At 63.5% G+C, this 16,271-nt stretch carries 13 protein-coding genes; 10 read left to right on the plus strand and 3 right to left on the minus strand.

The features are described 5' to 3' along the window. Window positions 1–30: 30 nt before the first annotated feature. The 4 genes from B4F51_RS13990 to B4F51_RS14005 all read left to right on the plus strand — a co-directional run bounded on the left by B4F51_RS13990 (window position 31) and on the right by B4F51_RS14005 (window position 3,810). Window positions 31–303 carry a hypothetical protein gene (locus B4F51_RS13990; protein ID WP_296226462.1) on the plus strand — a complete coding sequence of 91 codons (273 nt, stop codon included), beginning with the start codon at window positions 31–33 and terminating at the stop codon, window positions 301–303. Window positions 304–399: 96 nt separating this feature from the next. Next, window positions 400–2,805: a phosphoenolpyruvate synthase gene (gene ppsA / locus B4F51_RS13995; protein ID WP_296226463.1), complete on the plus strand. Its 2,406-nt coding sequence runs from the start codon at window positions 400–402 to the stop codon at window positions 2,803–2,805. A gap of 214 nt (window positions 2,806–3,019) precedes the next feature. Then, window positions 3,020–3,337: a hypothetical protein gene (locus B4F51_RS14000; protein ID WP_296226464.1), complete on the plus strand. Its 318-nt coding sequence runs from the start codon at window positions 3,020–3,022 to the stop codon at window positions 3,335–3,337. Window positions 3,338–3,606: 269 nt separating this feature from the next. Continuing rightward, the gene (locus B4F51_RS14005) at window positions 3,607–3,810 is read left to right on the plus strand and encodes a DUF3330 domain-containing protein (protein WP_296226587.1); all 204 of its coding nucleotides are present in this window, start codon (window positions 3,607–3,609) and stop codon (window positions 3,808–3,810) included. Window positions 3,811–3,968: 158 nt separating this feature from the next. On the opposite strand, the gene fdhF is transcribed toward B4F51_RS14005, so the two are convergent. Both fdhF and B4F51_RS14015 read right to left on the minus strand, forming a co-directional pair. Further along, entirely contained in the window at window positions 3,969–6,698 is a 2,730-nt protein-coding gene (gene fdhF, locus B4F51_RS14010; RefSeq protein WP_296226466.1) for a formate dehydrogenase subunit alpha, read from the minus strand. Continuing rightward, window positions 6,686–8,041 carry a complex I 51 kDa subunit family protein gene (locus tag B4F51_RS14015; protein WP_296226468.1) on the minus strand — a complete coding sequence of 452 codons (1,356 nt, stop codon included), beginning with the start codon at window positions 8,039–8,041 and terminating at the stop codon, window positions 6,686–6,688. Before B4F51_RS14015 ends, fdhF begins: the two co-directional genes overlap by 13 nt. A 377-nt stretch (window positions 8,042–8,418) precedes the next feature. Between B4F51_RS14015 and acsA the strand changes: the two genes are divergently transcribed. The 5 genes from acsA to B4F51_RS14040 are packed head-to-tail and all read left to right on the plus strand — an operon-like array spanning window position 8,419 to window position 13,579. Next, window positions 8,419–10,185, plus strand: a complete 1,767-nt coding sequence (gene acsA / locus B4F51_RS14020; protein WP_296226470.1) for an acetate--CoA ligase — start codon at window positions 8,419–8,421, stop codon at window positions 10,183–10,185. After that, complete coding sequence (pdhA, locus tag B4F51_RS14025) at window positions 10,182–11,204, plus strand: pyruvate dehydrogenase (acetyl-transferring) E1 component subunit alpha (RefSeq protein WP_296226472.1); 1,023 nt, start codon at window positions 10,182–10,184, stop codon at window positions 11,202–11,204. The genes acsA and pdhA overlap by 4 nt, the downstream gene beginning before the upstream one ends. Further along, entirely contained in the window at window positions 11,201–12,175 is a 975-nt protein-coding gene (locus B4F51_RS14030) for an alpha-ketoacid dehydrogenase subunit beta (RefSeq protein ID WP_296226474.1), read from the plus strand. Before pdhA ends, B4F51_RS14030 begins: the two co-directional genes overlap by 4 nt. A 37-nt stretch (window positions 12,176–12,212) precedes the next feature. Further along, on the plus strand, window positions 12,213–13,340 hold the full coding sequence (locus B4F51_RS14035; RefSeq protein ID WP_296226476.1) for a dihydrolipoamide acetyltransferase family protein: 1,128 nt from the start codon (window positions 12,213–12,215) through the stop codon (window positions 13,338–13,340). Next, on the plus strand, window positions 13,337–13,579 hold the full coding sequence (locus tag B4F51_RS14040; protein ID WP_296226478.1) for an acyl carrier protein: 243 nt from the start codon (window positions 13,337–13,339) through the stop codon (window positions 13,577–13,579). Before B4F51_RS14035 ends, B4F51_RS14040 begins: the two co-directional genes overlap by 4 nt. Window positions 13,580–13,701: 122 nt before the next feature. Here B4F51_RS14040 and ytfE read toward each other — a convergent pair whose 3' ends face one another. Then, window positions 13,702–14,373, minus strand: a complete 672-nt coding sequence (gene ytfE / locus B4F51_RS14045; protein WP_296226479.1) for an iron-sulfur cluster repair protein YtfE — start codon at window positions 14,371–14,373, stop codon at window positions 13,702–13,704. 163 nt (window positions 14,374–14,536) lie between these two features. On the opposite strand from ytfE, the gene norR reads away from it, so the two are divergent. Then, window positions 14,537–16,072 (plus strand): nitric oxide reductase transcriptional regulator NorR, encoded by a 1,536-nt coding sequence (norR, locus tag B4F51_RS14050; protein WP_296226482.1) that lies wholly within the window; start codon window positions 14,537–14,539, stop codon window positions 16,070–16,072. Window positions 16,073–16,271 lie beyond the last annotated feature (199 nt).

Consider the following 16,271-nt stretch of genomic DNA (forward strand, 5'->3'; position numbering starts at 1 on the left):
TGGCTTGACATCAATGGAGACGCTACTGCCATGAAGACCGCATCCCAGCACCACGGACGTGACGGCCACCCGACTGCGCGGGAAATCCGTGAAGTCATCGGCCCATTCGAGACGGAAGTTCTGACCCGGATCCTCGAAATCGAACCCACCATCGAGGACGTCCAGCTTGCCTATAAATGGCTACGCTCAGACGAGCATCTGATCCGCGGCATGGACATTGAACTCTCCGGCAAGGCCAAGATGATCTATGAGCTCCTTGACGCTGAGTTTCCCGACTTCGACGCCTCTGGGCACGGCGTCTGAATTCTCTTTGCGAACCTAGCGTCAAGCTTGTTCTGGCGACGCGCTGACGAGCCTCGGCCACCACGCCTTCATGACTCCGCCGCAAAGGAGCAACACATGGTCAACGATACTGCACACGTTGTCTGGTTCGAGGAACTGCGACGGACCGACGTTCCGCGCGTCGGCGGCAAGAACGCGTCGCTCGGCGAGATGGTGGCCAACCTTGCAAGCCGTGGCGTCAATGTCCCACCGGGCTTTGCACTCACAGCCGATGCTTTCTGGCGCTTCATCGACGCGAACGGTTTGCAACAGACGATTTCCTCGGCGCTCGGCGAATTTGGGGACGGCAAGCTTTCCCTGGCCGAGGCAGGACTGACGATCCGCCGAGCCATGCTTCGCGGCGAATGGCCAAAGGAGACTGCTCAGGCAATCCGGCTCGCCTACGACGAACTCAACCGCCGTACAGGACGGATCGACATGGACGTTGCAGTGCGATCAAGCGCGACGGCCGAGGATCTGCCGGAAGCCAGCTTCGCCGGGCAGCAGGAAACCTACCTCAACATCCGGGGCGAGCGTGCGTTGCTTGATGCCTGCCGACGCTGCTACGCGTCGCTTTTCACAGACCGGGCGATCAGCTACCGGCAGGCGAAGAGCATCGATCATCTCAAGGTCGCGCTGTCGGTCGGTGTGCAACGTATGGTGCGATCCGACCTGGGTGGCGCTGGTGTCATGTTCTCCATCGATACGGAAACCGGCTTTGACAAGTCTGTCCTGATCAATGCGGCCTGGGGACTCGGCGAGAACGTGGTCCAGGGCGCGGTCGACCCGGACGAATACGAGGTGTTCAAGCCGCTTGTGTCGGATGCATCGTTGTCACCCATCGTCGGAAAGAAGCTTGGGGGCAAGGATCTCAAAATGATCTACACCAGCGAGGGCGGCCGGCCGACAAAGAACGTCCCGACATCGAAGGCCGAGCGTGCGGCTTTCGTTCTGAGCGACCAGGAGATCCTGACCTTGTCGCGATGGGCCTGTGTGATTGAGCAGCACTACGGCCAGCCGATGGATATCGAATGGGCAAAAGACGGCGAAACCAATGAGATGTTCGTCGTGCAGGCCCGGCCGGAGACGGTCGAGTCGCGTCGCGAAGCCAGTGCGGTAAAGACCTGGCGCATCAAGAAAGCCGGCCGCAAGATCGTATCCGGCGCAAGCGTCGGCGAAGCCATCGCGGCCGGCAAGGTCTGCATCATCGAGAGCCCGCGTGACATGGGGCGCTTTGTCGACGGCGCTATCCTCGTCACCCAGACGACGGACCCGGACTGGGTGCCCGTCATGAGGCGCGCCGCTGCCATCATCACCGACCAGGGCGGCCGCACATCACACGCCGCAATCGTGAGCCGCGAACTTGGACTTCCGGCCATCGTCGGTGCGGGCAATGCGACGCATCTGCTGCACGACGAACAGGAAGTGACGGTGTCGTGTGCAGAAGGCCGAGAAGGATTCGTCTACGATGGCATCGCCGACTTCGAGGTCGAAGAAATCGATTTTGGCAGCATCCCGGCGACGCGCACCAAGGTCATGCTGAACCTCGCCAATCCAGCGGCAGCGTTTCGTTGGTGGCGGATTCCTGCGGACGGCGTCGGGCTCGCACGCATGGAGTTCGTCGTCAGCAACCATATCAAGATCCATCCGATGGCCCTTGCCCGCTTCGATGCGCTCAAAGACGAAGACGCAAAGCGAACCATCGCAGCGTTAACGGCGGGGTACGAAGACCGGACCGAGTATTTCGTCGATCGCCTCGCACGTGGATTGGGGCGGATCGCCGCAGCCCAGTATCCCCACCCCGTCGTCGTCCGTATGAGCGACTTCAAGACCAACGAATACGCGCATCTGATCGGCGGGGCGGAATTCGAGCCTAAGGAGGAGAACCCCATGCTCGGGTTCCGGGGTGCATCACGGTACTACTCGCCCCGCTACCGGGAAGGCTTCGCGCTTGAATGCCGTGCCATTTGCCGCCTGCGCAACGAGATGGGCTTCACGAATGTCATCGTCATGATCCCGTTCTGCCGTTCAACAAAAGAGGCGGACCGCGTGCTGGAGGTGATGGCCGAAAACGGTATCCGGCGCGGCGAAGCCGGCCTCAAGATTTACGTCATGTGCGAGATCCCGTCGAACGTGATTCTGGCGAAGGCCTTCGCGCAACGCTTCGATGGCTTTTCGATTGGCAGCAACGATCTGACGCAACTGACGCTGGGCGTTGATCGCGACTCAGCGGACCTTGCAGAGCTGTTCGATGAGCAGGATGACGCAGTCAAGTGGATGATCCGAAACGTCATCACGGAGGCCCACAAGGCCGGCGCCGACGTCGGTTTGTGCGGGCAAGCGCCGAGCGATCATCCTGAGTTTGCTGTCTTCCTTGTCGAATGCGGCATTGATTCCATGTCGGTCAGTCCTGACAGCTTTATCGCGGTCAAGCGCCGTGTGGCTGCTGCGGAGAAGGCCGCACAGGCGGCTCCGGAGACATAAGCACCGTACCGAATGATTGGTTGCGCCTGGTCAACGCTGTGGACACGCGTTCTCGTACATTAAGGCAAAGGCAGGCAGATATTTCAGCAGCGACGGGAAGCATCGCACCTGCTCCCACCCGCGTCCATGTGTGAGGAAATCGAGCATGCGTTGGCGAACCTCTCAATGCGAATGCACGCAGCACACAAGCGCTGCGTCGGAGCCGGCCCCACCCATGCCGGTCAAAGACGACATCCTGCGCGCATACACCGTGCTCTTCTGGTTTAACCTCTACCTCAGGCATCCGGAATTCCCGGCAAGCGATGGGCTGTTCCCGAAAGACCCAGCCGTCCGCCGTGTCTTCCTGCGGGTGCATGACAAGGTGTTTGCACACTGGGCAACCGCTGCGAACCGGGTAGGCATCAGCACCCACGAGTTTCGGGACGCGTGTGCGGCCGTGCGCGCATCGTGGATCGGTGAGGACGACCCTCTACGCACCTGCCGAGGCAGGGCAAGCGTTTTGTCGGATTGGCCGCAACTGGATCTGGACTGAGGGGGACATCGTCCTTTTCGCGCAAAAGATGGAAGAAGCAGTTTGAGGGAAACTGCTTGCACGGAGCACCTTGATTGCTTGCTCGGCCCTTGATGCATATCAACTATGTCGCGTCACAAAAGAGGAAGCTCCAAGTTATGGAGCAGACCGTACTGGCCCATACGCAGTGCGTTCTCGCTCAACCACAATCCGTTGGTCGACCCTACATCGGCCAACGTCCGTGCGCCGCTGCGAGGAAATTGTCGGCCGATTTTTTGGGGGGGATCATGATGAAGCCCAACCCACCCGCAGAACTCGTCTCCTGCGAAATCTGCATGAAGGAAGTACCGATATCGGAGGCGTTTGTCCCCGAAGCGTCCGACTACGTTGCCTACTTTTGCGGTCTGGAGTGCTATGCCCAGTGGCGCCGTCAGCTTTCGGAGAAAGCTGGGCAAGAGGGGACTGCTCCGCCTCCCGTCGAGCCGCCAGCGTGACCTGTGCAAAACGGCCGGGCGTGTCGTACTCACAACCGATAGTCCGGGCTTCCGTTAGGGTCTGTTCACATATGCAACGTGCGTACGTTCCATGTGTGCACGGCTGCTTGAGCAGGTAGAACAAGCGTAGAAATGCGCGGTTCGGCCGTCGCGCATCCTCAGCTTCCACTTGCCGCCAGCCTAGGTGATGACTGCACCGTAGTACTCGGTTGGGGCGGCCGTGTGGATGAGCCGCCGCACTTTTCAACCTGCACCGCTGTCACTTTGTATTCCGGTGCGTGCACGAGCCGGTCACGCACCGGCGATGTCAGTTGGTTGATCGATAGATCGGGGCGGTGGAAGCTGCAGAACAATTGTCCGACCTGCATCGCATCGCTGATATGCAGGGGCAGAATCGCAGAACCATACCGGCTCGTCACCCGTACTGCCTCGCCCTCTCCCAACCCATGGCGTGCAGCGTCCGCCGGCGCCATATCCAGCGTGTCCGACGGCCGCAGCGCTGCGTTGGGGGTGCGGTAACTCATCGTGCCGGCGTTGAACTGATGCAGGACGCGACCCGTGGTCAACAACAAGGGATAGGTGTCGTCGGGTTGCTCTGGTGTGGGCACGTAGGCAATCGGCGTGAGCGCTGCGGTCTTGCTGCCGACAAAATGTTCCCGGTGCAGCACTGCCGTGCCTGGGTGATTCTCATCCGGGCACGGCCAATGAAGATCTCCGCGCTCCAGGCGCGAATACGCCAGTCCAGCACCATCGGGCCAGAGCGAGCGCACTTCATCCCAGATCTGCTGCGCTCCCTCGAACTCGAAGCCCTTCGGTTTGCCCATGTGGGCCGCGAGCGCCTGGATGATCCACCAGTCCGGGCGTGCCTGCCCGGGAGCTGATGTGACAGCGCGGACACGCTGCACGCGCCGGTCGGAGTTCATGAACGTCCCGTCTTTCTCGAAGCCCGACGCCGCAGGCAGGAACACCGTACCGAATGCTTCGGCGGTTTGATTCATGAACAGATCCTGCACGATGACCAGATCCAGCGCGGCAAGCGCCGCGGCCGTGGCGCTTGCGTTGGCCAGCGAAAGATAGATGTCATAGCCCATCACCCACAGCGCCTTGAGGCGGCCTGACTGCGCGGCATCCATCATCTCCAGTACATCCAGGCCGCGCGTTGTTGGCAGCTTGACGCCCCACGCCTGCTCGAAGCGAGCCCCGGCCTGACGGATTGACTGCGATCCAGTGAGCGTCACCGGATCGCACCCCATCTGCGCGGCACCTTGCACGTTGTTCTGGCCGCGCAGCGGGTTGATGCCGCTGCCAGCCTTGCCGAGATTGCCTGTAAGCAGCGCCAGGTTGATGAGCGCCATGACCCCTTCACTGCCTTGCAGATGTTCGGTCACACCCAGGCCGTGAAAACACATGGCCGGCCGGCCCTCGGCATAGATCCGGGCAGCGGCACGGATTGCCGCCGCCGACACACCGCACATATCTGCAACCTTTTCCGGCGAGAAGGCAGCCACATGCGCGGCAAATGCATCGAAACCGCTGACCCGCTCGCCGAGAAATGCGCGATCGATCAACTCTTCCTCAATCAGAGTGGCGGCTAGAGCGTTGAACAGCGGCACATTGCAGCCCATGCGTACCGGCAGGTGGACGTCAGCCATCGCAGCCAGCTCGGTACGGCGAGGATCGATGACCACCAGGCGTGCCCCCTTGAGTACTGCCTGCTTGATGCGCGCACCGACCACCGGGTGGTTCTCGGTCGGATTCGCGCCGCAAATCAAGAAGGCATTCGCCTGTTCGATGTCGTCGAAGCTATTGGTGGCCGCACCGACGCCGAGCATTGTCTTGAGCGCCTTGGCGCTGGGCGTGTGGCAAACGCGCGCGCAGCAGTCGATGTTGTGCGTACCAAGCACCACGCGGGCAAACTTCTGCGCCAGGTAGTTGTCTTCGTTGGTGGCGCGCGCCGAGGCGAGCACACCTACGGCGTCGGCGCCGTACCGGGCAATGACGGCTTGCAGTTGCGACGCTGCAAAGCCGAGCGCTTCGTTCCAGCCCACCCTCTGCCACTTTCCATCGCGGCGCAGCATCGGTTGGCTGACGCGGTCTGAGGCGTGGTTGTACTCGAATGCATAGCGCCCCTTGACGCACAGATGCCCACGGTTGACCGGGGCGTCGGCAGGGCGTACGGCGACCACGCGCCCGCCAGCCGTCCCCACCTCCATTTGGCAGCCAACGCCGCAATACGCGCAGGTTGTGCGCGTCCATGCGGTCGGCTTGGCGGCGGTCCGCTTGTCGAACAAGGCTCCGCTGGGGCAACTGTCCACGCAGGCACCGCAACTCACGCAGCCGGCGGTGAGCAAGGTTGGCCCTTTTCCCGTGGCAATGCGCGTCGTATCGCTCCGCCCGATCGCCTCCCAAATGAACTGCCCCTGCACCTCCTCGCAGATGCGGACGCAGCGTTCGCAAAAGACACAGCGGTCCATCCCGACACCGAGATAGGGGTGGCTGTCGTCCTGGAACAGCCCGTCCTCCTGCTTGCCTCCTGGCTGCACGCCGTATTCGGCCAGCAGGCGGTGGAACGGGTGAAGCGGGTCCGCCGCGTAGGCCGTTCTCGGATAGCGCGCGGTGATGAGTTCGAGGTTCGTGCGGCACAGGGCATCGATTGCGTTGCTGTGGGTCTGCACGGCCATGCCTTCGGCCACTTCGGTCGTACAACTTGCAACGGGTCGCACTTGGCCGTCCACGTGCACAACGCAAAGACGGCACGCTCCGGACGGCGCCAAGCGCTTGTCGTGGCACAGGTGGGGAATTGCCTTGCCGGCCGCCAACAGCGCGTCAATCAGCAACGAGCCCTCCACGGCTTCCCACGGAACACCGTCGATCGTCAATCGCACCATGCTCGCAGCTCCGACGGATAGTGGCGTTTCACGGACTGAACAAATTCGGCCAGCCCCCGGCCGTGCCCGCACAAGCTTGTTGCCGCCAACGCTTCGACCAGGCGGCGGAAGCGATCGCCATCGACTGGCATGCGGTTGGCCGCCGCGTCGGCCATCGCGGCCAGAATTGGCGTACCGAGATGGCAGGGTGTGCATTTGCCGCAGGATTCGCGCGCACCAAAGCGCAGAACCTCCGCAACGATGCGTCCGATTGAGGTGTCATCGGCAAACGCGATCACGCCGCCGTGCCCGACCGCGCAGTCGATGGCCTGCATTTCTTCGTAGCCTAGCCGCGTGTCGAGCAGTGTCGGCGGCACGATGCCGGCGAGCGGCCCACCAACCATCAACCCTTTCAGGCTGCCGCGGCGCAAGCCTTGACCGAGCCGGTTGACGACGTCCGCCAAGGGGGTGCCGAATTCGACCTCATAGAGCCCAGGGCTGCGAAACAGCGAGTTGAGAGACAGCAGCTTGGTCCCCCGGCTTTGGGAGAAACCGAGCGCTGCGTAGGCTGCCGCGCCATGCGTCACGATCCATGGAATCGCGCACAGAGTCTCCACGTTGTGCACCAGCGTGGGGGCGCCGAACAACCCTTGCTGTGTGATTTGCGGCGGCCGTGGCCGCACCTCCGGCCGGCGCCCTTCCAGCGCATTCAGCAGGGATGTCTCCTCCCCGCAGATGTAGGCGCCCTGCCCCACGACCAACTCCAGTTCAAACGCGGGGTGAAGCCAGCCCGCGGCGTGCGCCTGTTCCAGCGCTTGTGACAGAACTTGCGCCGCGACCGGATACTCCTTGCGGATGTAGATATAACCGTGGTGTGCGCCGACAGCATGCGCGGCAATCGCGGTCGCCTCGATCAGTCGAAACGGATCGTCTTCCAGCAGGAAGCGGTCTGAAAACGCACCGGGGTCACCTTCGTCCGCATTGACCACCACGTATTTGGTCTGGGCCGGTTCATTGGCAACGGCCTGCCACTTGGTGCCTGCCGGAAACCCGGCCCCGCCCCGTCCGCGCAGCCGGGAATCGCGCACCATGTTCACCAGCACCTGCGGTGCCATCGCCCGGGCCACGGCAAGCGCGTCGCCGCCACCATGGCTGCGATATGTGGCCAGGTCGCGCACGCCACCGCGCAACACGTTGCTCAATAAAACGGGATGACGCGCATGTTCGCCAATGTGCGGCCGGACATCGTGCGCCCCGTCGCTTGGGGCGGCATAGCATTTGCCCAGGCAGTAGAGCGCTGGCGTTTGGCTGGCGGCGGCATGCCAGCGCTCCGGTCTATCCGCGCGTGCCGCAAAACAGGCCAAGCCCGCGCACGAGCGTTCGCTGATTGCGCACTGTTCGAGGTGATAGAAGCCACGTGTGGCAGCGTACCGTTGCATCGGTTTCACCGTAGGGCCCACCAAAGAGCATCCGGGGCGGTAACCCGACCTGCTTCCGGATATCTACCTCACCCTACCTTGATGGCACTGGCATCTGTTGCGTTGGATCAAGCACCGGCATCGGCGAGCTGTCAGCAAGTGGCTTTACATGCACAGCACGCCTACCATCGCCCGCATTTCACCGAGTCCGGCTTTCGCCCGCTGGGCATGTGCGAAACCGTCGCGCCACGCCGCCGCCATCGAGCCGGCTTTCCTTTCTGTCACCCAGCCGGGCGCCTATATTGGCCGAAAGGGGGAGCACGATGGATACGTCATCGATCATCCGCAAGACGGCCACCGACCTGCGGGTCAGCCCCAATCTGGCGGATTACGAAGCCGAGTGCCGCCGCTTTTCCTGGGGTGCCGTCGGCCGCGAGTTGAGCGGTCAGCCACTGGGGGCGGTGAATATCGCGTGGCACGCGGTGGACCGTCATGTCATCGGTGGTGCGGGCGACAAGACCGCATTCCGTTTTCTCGCGAGCGGCGCATCCAGTCGCACTGTCAGCTACGCGGAGTTGTCCGCGCAGACCAATCGCTTCTGCAATGCGCTGCGCGCACTCGGCATCGGCAAGGGCGAGCGGCTCTTCATCCTTGCGGGGCGCATTCCGGAACTCTATATCGGCCTGCTGGGCGCCCTGAAGAATGGCACGGTGGTCTCCCCTCTTTTTTCGGCGTTCGGCCCCGAGCCCATCGCCACGCGCATCAACCTCGGTGCCGGCACCGTACTGCTGACGACGGATGCGCTCTATGCGCGCAAGGTTGCCAAGTGGCGCAGCCGCATGCCAAGCCTGAAGCATGTGTTGCTGGTGGCGGAAGACGGCGGCATCACGTCTGAGCCGGGCACGCTCGACTTGGCTTCGCTGCTATGCAGCGCGTCAGACACGTGCGAGATCACGCCAACCACGGCCGAAGACATGGCGCTGCTGCATTTCACCAGCGGCACCACAGGCACGCCGAAGGGCGCGGTCCATGTGCATGGTGCGGTTGCTACTCACTGGGCGACCGGCAAGTACGCGCTGGACCTGCACGCCAGCGACATCTATTGGTGCACCGCCGATCCGGGCTGGGTGACCGGCACCTCTTACGGCACCATCGCACCGCTGCTGCACGGCGTCACCTCGATCGTCGATCGCGAAGAATTCGACGCCGAACGCTGGTACGGCATTCTGCGCGACGAGGGTGTCAGCGTCTGGTACACGGCACCAACGGCCATCCGCATGTTGATGAAGGCCGGGGCGGACATGGCGAAGCGATACGCCCTTCCGCAGCTTCGCTTCATTGCCAGCGTGGGCGAGCCATTGAACCCGGAGGCTGTCCGGTGGGGCAAGGAGGTGCTGGGCCTGCCGATCCACGACAACTGGTGGCAGACCGAGACCGGCGGCATCATGATCGCCAACACCCCCGCGTTCGACATCAAGCCTGGTTCGATGGGCAGACCACTGCCTGGCGTTGAGGCGGTGATCGTGCAGCACCACGAAGACGGCAGCGTGGATGTCATCGATACCCCCGGCAAGCAGGGCGAGCTCGCGCTCAAGCGAGGCTGGCCCTCCATGTTTCGCGGCTATCTCAACAATGACGAGCGCTATCGCAAAAGTTTTTCCGGCGAGTGGTACTTGACTGGCGACCTGGCCAAGCGCGACGCGGATGGCTACTACTGGTTCATCGGCCGCACCGACGATGTCATCAAATCCGCCGGCCATCTGATCGGTCCGTTCGAAGTCGAGAGCGCGCTGATGGAGCATCCGGCCGTGGCCGAAGCCGGGGTGATCGGCAAGCCGGACCCGGTCGTCGGCGAAATGGTCAAGGCCTTTGTCTCGCTCAACCCGGGGTTCGAGCCCAGCGACGCGCTGCGCCTGGACCTGCTCGGGCACGCCAGGACGCGCCTGGGCGCGGCCGTCGCCCCCAAGGAGATCGCCTTTCTGGAGCAACTGCCACGAACGCGCAGCGGCAAGATCATGCGGCGCTTGCTCAAAGCGCGCGAGCTCGGCCTGCCAGAGGGGGATACCTCGACACTGGAGGGCGGCACATGACCGTCATCGATCATCCGGCACCGCAGCCGCCAACGGGACCCGTCCCCTACGATCGGACATTCGCACAGGCGCTGCTGCGCGACATGGTGCGCATTCGCCGTTTCGAGGAGAAATGCGCGGAGCTCTACGGCGCGGGCAAGATACGCGGTTTCCTGCATCTGTACATCGGCGAGGAGGCGGTGGGCGTGGGCGCCTTGCACGCGCTGTCCGCCGACGACAACATCGTCGCAACCTATCGCGAACATGGCCATGCGCTGGTGCGCGGCATGGACATGGGCGTGCTCATGGCGGAGATGTACGGCAAGCGTGAAGGCTGCGCCAGGGGGCGTGGCGGCTCCATGCATCTGTTCGACCACGAGCACCGGCTGTTCGGAGGCAACGCCATTGTTGGCGGTGGCCTGCCGCTCGCGGTGGGCCTGGCGCTGGCAGAGAAGATGCAAGGCGGCAGCCGGGTCACCGCCTGCTTCTTCGGCGACGGAGCGGTGGCGGAAGGCGCATTTCATGAGTCGATGAACCTGGCTGCGTTGTGGAAGCTGCCGCTGCTGTTCTGCTGCGAGAACAACCTCTATGCGATGGGTACGGCCTTGGAGCGCCACCAGGCCCAGACTGACCTATGCGCCAAGGCCGCCTCCTACGCCATGGCCGCGCAGTCGGCGGACGGCATGGATATCGTCGCTGTGCATGAAGCCGCCAAGGATGCCGTCGCACGCATCAGAACCGGTGCCGGGCCGGTGTTCCTGGAGCTGCGCACCTACCGTTTTCGGGCCCACTCGATGTATGACCCGGACCTCTACCGGCAGGCCGAGGAGATCGAGGCGTGGAAGCAACGCGGTCCGATTCACACGTTCACTGCGCGGCTGAAGGCCGAGGGCAAGCTGAGTGAGGAGGACTTCCTCGCGCTCGATGCTGCAATCAATGCCGAGGTGACCAAGGCGGCGGCCTTTGCCGACGCCGGCGCCTGGGAGCCCGTGGAGGATTTGCTGAAAGACGTGTACACGCCTGTCGGAGCCGCGCCATGAGCCGCCGCCTCAGCTACCGCGACGCGTTGCGCGAAGCCCTGCGCGAAGCGCTTCTCAGCGATCCACGCGTGTTTCTCATGGGCGAGGATGTCGGCCGGTATGGCGGCACCTATGCGGTTTCCAAAGGGCTGTTGGCCGAGTTCGGCCCCGAGCGCATCCGCGATACACCGCTGTCGGAACTCGGATTCACGGGGGCTGGCATTGGTGCCGCGCTGGGCGGCATGCGCCCGATCGTCGAGGTGATGACCGTCAATTTCAGCCTGCTGGCGCTCGATCAGATCGTGAACACTGCTGCGTTGTATCGCCACATGTCCGGTGGGCAGTTCTCGGTGCCGCTGGTCATTCGCATGGCCACGGGTGCCGGCCGCCAGGTGGCAGCGCAGCATTCGCATAGCTTCGAAGGCTGGTATGCGGGCATTCCGGGCATCAAGGTGGTGGCGCCAGCCACCATTGAAGATGCACGCGGCATGCTGGCGCCGGCGCTGGCCGATCCCGACCCCGTCCTGATCTTCGAGCACGCCGGCCTCTACAACATGGAAGACGAATTGCCCGATGCCGGCAACGTCGACATCAACTCGGCGCGCGTCCGGCGCGTGGGCAAGGACGTGTCGGTCATCACGTATGGCGGGTCGCTCTACAAGGCATTGCAGGCAGCCGAGACGCTCGCCGCAGACGGCATTGCGGCAGAAGTGGTCGATCTGCGCTCGCTGCGCCCGCTGGACGATGCCACCATCATGACGTCGGTTGCCAAGTGCCGCCGCGCGGTCATCGTTGATGAAGGGTGGCGCAGCGTCAGCCTGGCATCGGAAATCATGGCGCGCATTGTCGAGCAGGCGTTCTATGAGCTTGACGCCCCGGTGGCCCGCGTCTGCACTGCGGAAGTGCCGATTCCCTACGCAAAACACATGGAAGACGCCGCGCTGCCGCAGGCCAATCGCATCGTCGATGCAGTCAGGCGGATGGTGTCATGAGGGCGCGCCCAAGCGCTGCGACCCTTGCGGAGGCCGCATGATCGAGTTCACGCTGCCCGCCCTGGGCGCTGACATGGACGAAGGCACGTTGCTCGAATGGCGAATCAAGCCCGGCGACGCCGTGAAGAAAGGCCAGATCATTGCCGTGGTCGACACCAGCAAGGCGGCAATCGATGTCGAGAGCTGGCACGAAGGCACGGTAGCCGAGTTGCTGGTCGCGCCCGGGGCGAAGATCCCCGTGGGGACGCTGATGGCGACGTTTCTGGAACCGGGCGAGGCACCGGGCGCCGTCAGGCGTCTGCACGAAAAACCAACGGCAGCCGGTGCCGAGGCAGGGCCGAGCCGACGTCGCAGGATCTCGCCCGCGGCGCGCAAAGCCGCACGCGAACACGGCATCGATGTCGAGAACATCACTGGCAGCGGCCCTGGCGGTGCGGTCACGCTGGCGGACGTCGAGCACGCCGCACGAAGCAGCGGCGCAGTGCCAAGCGACAGATCAGCCGAGATACGCAAGGCCATCGCTGCCGCCATGACGCGCTCCAAGCACGAGATTCCGCATTACTACGTGGCCGAGACGATCCCGTTGGTGGCCATGCTGGCATGGCTCGCACGGGAGAACGCCAAGCGCCCACTGGCTGAACGCCTGCTGCCGGCGGTCATGCTGATCAAGGCCGTCGCCCTTTCGCTCAAGCAGTTTCCGGAGTTCAACGGCTTCTTTCGCGATGGCGCCTTCGAAGCGGCTGCGGCAGTGCACGTCGGCGTCGCGATCTCGTTGCGACAAGGCGGATTGATGGCACCGGCGCTGTTGGATGCCGATACCAAATCCCTCACACAGTTGATGCAGGAGCTGACCGACCTGGTCAAGCGATGCCGGGGCGGATCGTTGAAAAGCTCCGAGATGTCGGCGCCCACCGTCACCGTCACCAATCTCGGTGATCAGGGGGCAGCACAGGTCTTCGGCATCATCTATCCGCCGCAGGTTGCGCTGGTGGGTTTTGGCCGTATCACAGAACAACCGTGGGCGGAAAACGGCGGGCTGAAGGTCGTGCCGGCGGTGACCGCCAGCCTGTCGGCCGATCACCGCGTCTCCGACGGGCACCGGGGCGCCCTCTTCCTCACGGAACTGCGCGAACTGCTGCAACATCCGGAGGCACTCGACCAATGAACGAAGCAGAAATCCGCGCGACCGTGCTTGCGGCACTCCGCGCCATTGCGCCCGAAATCGATGCTGCCCAATTGCGCCCCGACCGGCCGTTGCGCAGGCAGGTGGACCTCGATTCAATGGACTGGCTCAATTTCCTGCTGGCCCTGCATGACAAGCTGAAGGTCGAGATTCCAGAATCCGACTACGCGCGGCTGGTGACGCTGGATGATGTGGTGGCGTATCTAGCCCACGCACGCTGAGCCCGCGCCACCAGAAACTCCCTGCACGAGGTCATGCTGACCCTGTTCGCTGCCCAGGTGCCGTGAAGCGATTGACTGTGTCGCGGGCCAGGGGGCGGCGCAAACCGACGCCTGCAGCACACTCAGTTTGACGCGCCAGCGATGTCGAACAAAACGTTGTTCTCCAAATGAATGTGCTCCATCAGGTCTTCGCGGAACACGCGCAAACCGAGATAGAGCGCCCGCCATGTCGTGCAAGCCCCGCGTGGCAAGGTGATGTCGTTGGTCAACGTCATCAGTTGCTGCAGCGCTTCGCCGTGCTGGTCATGCTCCATGCGCATCACGGCAATCGGGCCGCCTGCCCGCACGCCATGGCCGCGTGCCAGCATCGGAAACAGGATCTGCTCCTCTTTCTGCATGTGGCTTTCAAGCTCCTGCCGCATCGCATCCAGCAGATCGCCCAGGCCCGTGGGGCACTCCGGGCGGTCGCCATGTACATGCTCAACCCGGCGCGCCAGGCGAATCAGTTCGGGCAACTGCTCACGATGGCGCTCGTGAAAGCGCTCAAGAATGTAGTCAATCAACATGCTTGGCGACACGGCGGACCAGTCCACTGCTTCATCCGGGGTCACTGCTTCGTGCAGGGCCTCCAAGCGCTCTACGATGGGTGCGGCGTCGATCCCCTTGGCCTGCGCTGCGTCACGCAGGCTGTGCTGGCCGCCGCAGCAAAAATCGAGCTGGTATTCATGAAAGATGCCCGTAGCGCCAGGAATATTGCGGGCCAGTTGCCCCAGCGGCTGATCGAGTAACGCCATAACGTGCTCCTATGCAAAATCGGTGTGTGGGAAAGCGATGTCGCATTAGTGCGAATTGCATGCCAGATTTTTCCCCCGACAAATCAAAGGGTTGAACCGAACAGGGTAAAATCCACCCACTTCAAATGAAGGTGTTTTTTACCTTTCTAAGGTGATTTAGACCATGCTCGACCGCTTGCTCCTCACCGATCTGGTTGCCGATCTGCCGCCGGCAGTGCGCATGCAGCGGCTGGTCGGCAGCCTGCGCTCACACTTCCGTTGCGGGGCGGTTGCGCTGCTGAAACTGGAGGAAGACCACCTGCGACCGATTGCGGTGGATGGGCTGGTGCGCGACGCGCTGGGCCGGCGCTTTGTGGTCGGGCAGCATCCGCGTCTGGCCGCCATCCTCGCGCGGCGCGGCGTGACGTGCTTCCACCACGACAGCACCTTGCCCGACCCCTACGACGGGCTCATCGACGAACAGGCCGGCGTGCCCTTGCCGGTGCACGACTGCATGGGCGTCAGCCTGCAGGTCGAGGGCCAGTTGTGGGGCGTGCTCACGCTCGACGCGCTCAAGGTCGGTACCTTCAACGCGGATGCGCAGGCCGAACTGCGCCGCCTCAATGTCGTGATCGAAGCCGCTGCACGCACCACGCGGCTTGAAGAGGAAATCCGCGCGCTGCGCGCCACGCGCGGTGACTCGCCTGCAGGCGACGCTGCGGCGGATGACTGGGAGATCGTCGGCCAGAGCCCCGCGATTCATCAGTTGCTGCATGAGCTGGAGGTGGTGGCCGATTCCGAGTTGCCGATCCTGGTGCTCGGTGAGACCGGCGTGGGCAAGGAGTTGTTTGTGCACCGGTTGCATCGTCTGTCACGCCGTCGCGATCGTCCGCTGGTGCATGTGAATTGCGCGGCGCTGCCGGAGTCGCTTGCAGAGAGCGAGCTGTTCGGCCACGTCAAGGGCGCATTCTCGGGCGCCGTGGGTGAGCGCCCAGGCCGCTTTGAGGCTGCGGACGGCGGAACGCTGTTTCTCGACGAGGTCGGCGAGCTGCCGCTCACGGTGCAGGCCAAGCTGCTGCGCGCGCTGCAGAACGGCGAGATCCAGCGGCTCGGTGCCGACCGCCCGCGCCATGTCGATGTGCGCGTGATTGCCGCGACCAACCGCAACCTGCGCGAGCGCGTGCGCGATGGCGCGTTCCGGGCCGATCTCTATCACCGGCTGTCGGTCTATCCGGTGCCGATCCCTCCGCTGCGTGAGCGCGGCAACGACATCCTGCTGCTGGCCGGCCGTTTTCTGGAAAACAACCGTGCACGCCTCGGCCTGCGCAGCCTGCGGCTCAGCCCCGATGCAGAGCATGCCTTGCGCCGCTATCCGTGGCCCGGCAACGTGCGCGAACTGGAACACGTCATCAGCCGCGCCGCACTCAAGGTGCTGAGCCGCGGTGCCAACCGCGACGACATCGTGACGCTGGGCGCCGAGCTGCTCGACCTCGATACCGAGGCGGCCATTCCCGGCGCGTCGGCCGTCGGAGTGTCGCTCGACGCGTCGCAGGACATCACGCCCGGCACAACGTTGCGCGACGCCGTTGACGATTGCCAGCGGCAGTGCATCCAGGCAGCGCTGGCCATGCACAGCAATAACTGGGCACAGGCGGCGCGTGCACTTGGCGTAGACGCCAGCAACCTGCACAAGCTGGCGCGGCGGCTGGAGCTCAAGTAGTCGATCTTTTGCTCACGCGATCGTCGAGCCCTTGATCGTGTGAGTGGCAACACGGCAAGGCATGCGCCCCTGCTCTCGACATGGGCTTTGGGGCCCGCACCCGTGTGCGATTGACTGCCGTCAACAGAATCGAAAATCCGCGCAAGCAGGCACCTCCAACCACAACATCTAGTGCTAGCCTTACCCACATACCACTATA

The sequence above is a fragment of the Ralstonia sp. UBA689 genome (assembly GCF_002298975.1).
Lineage (GTDB): Bacteria > Pseudomonadota > Gammaproteobacteria > Burkholderiales > Burkholderiaceae > Ralstonia.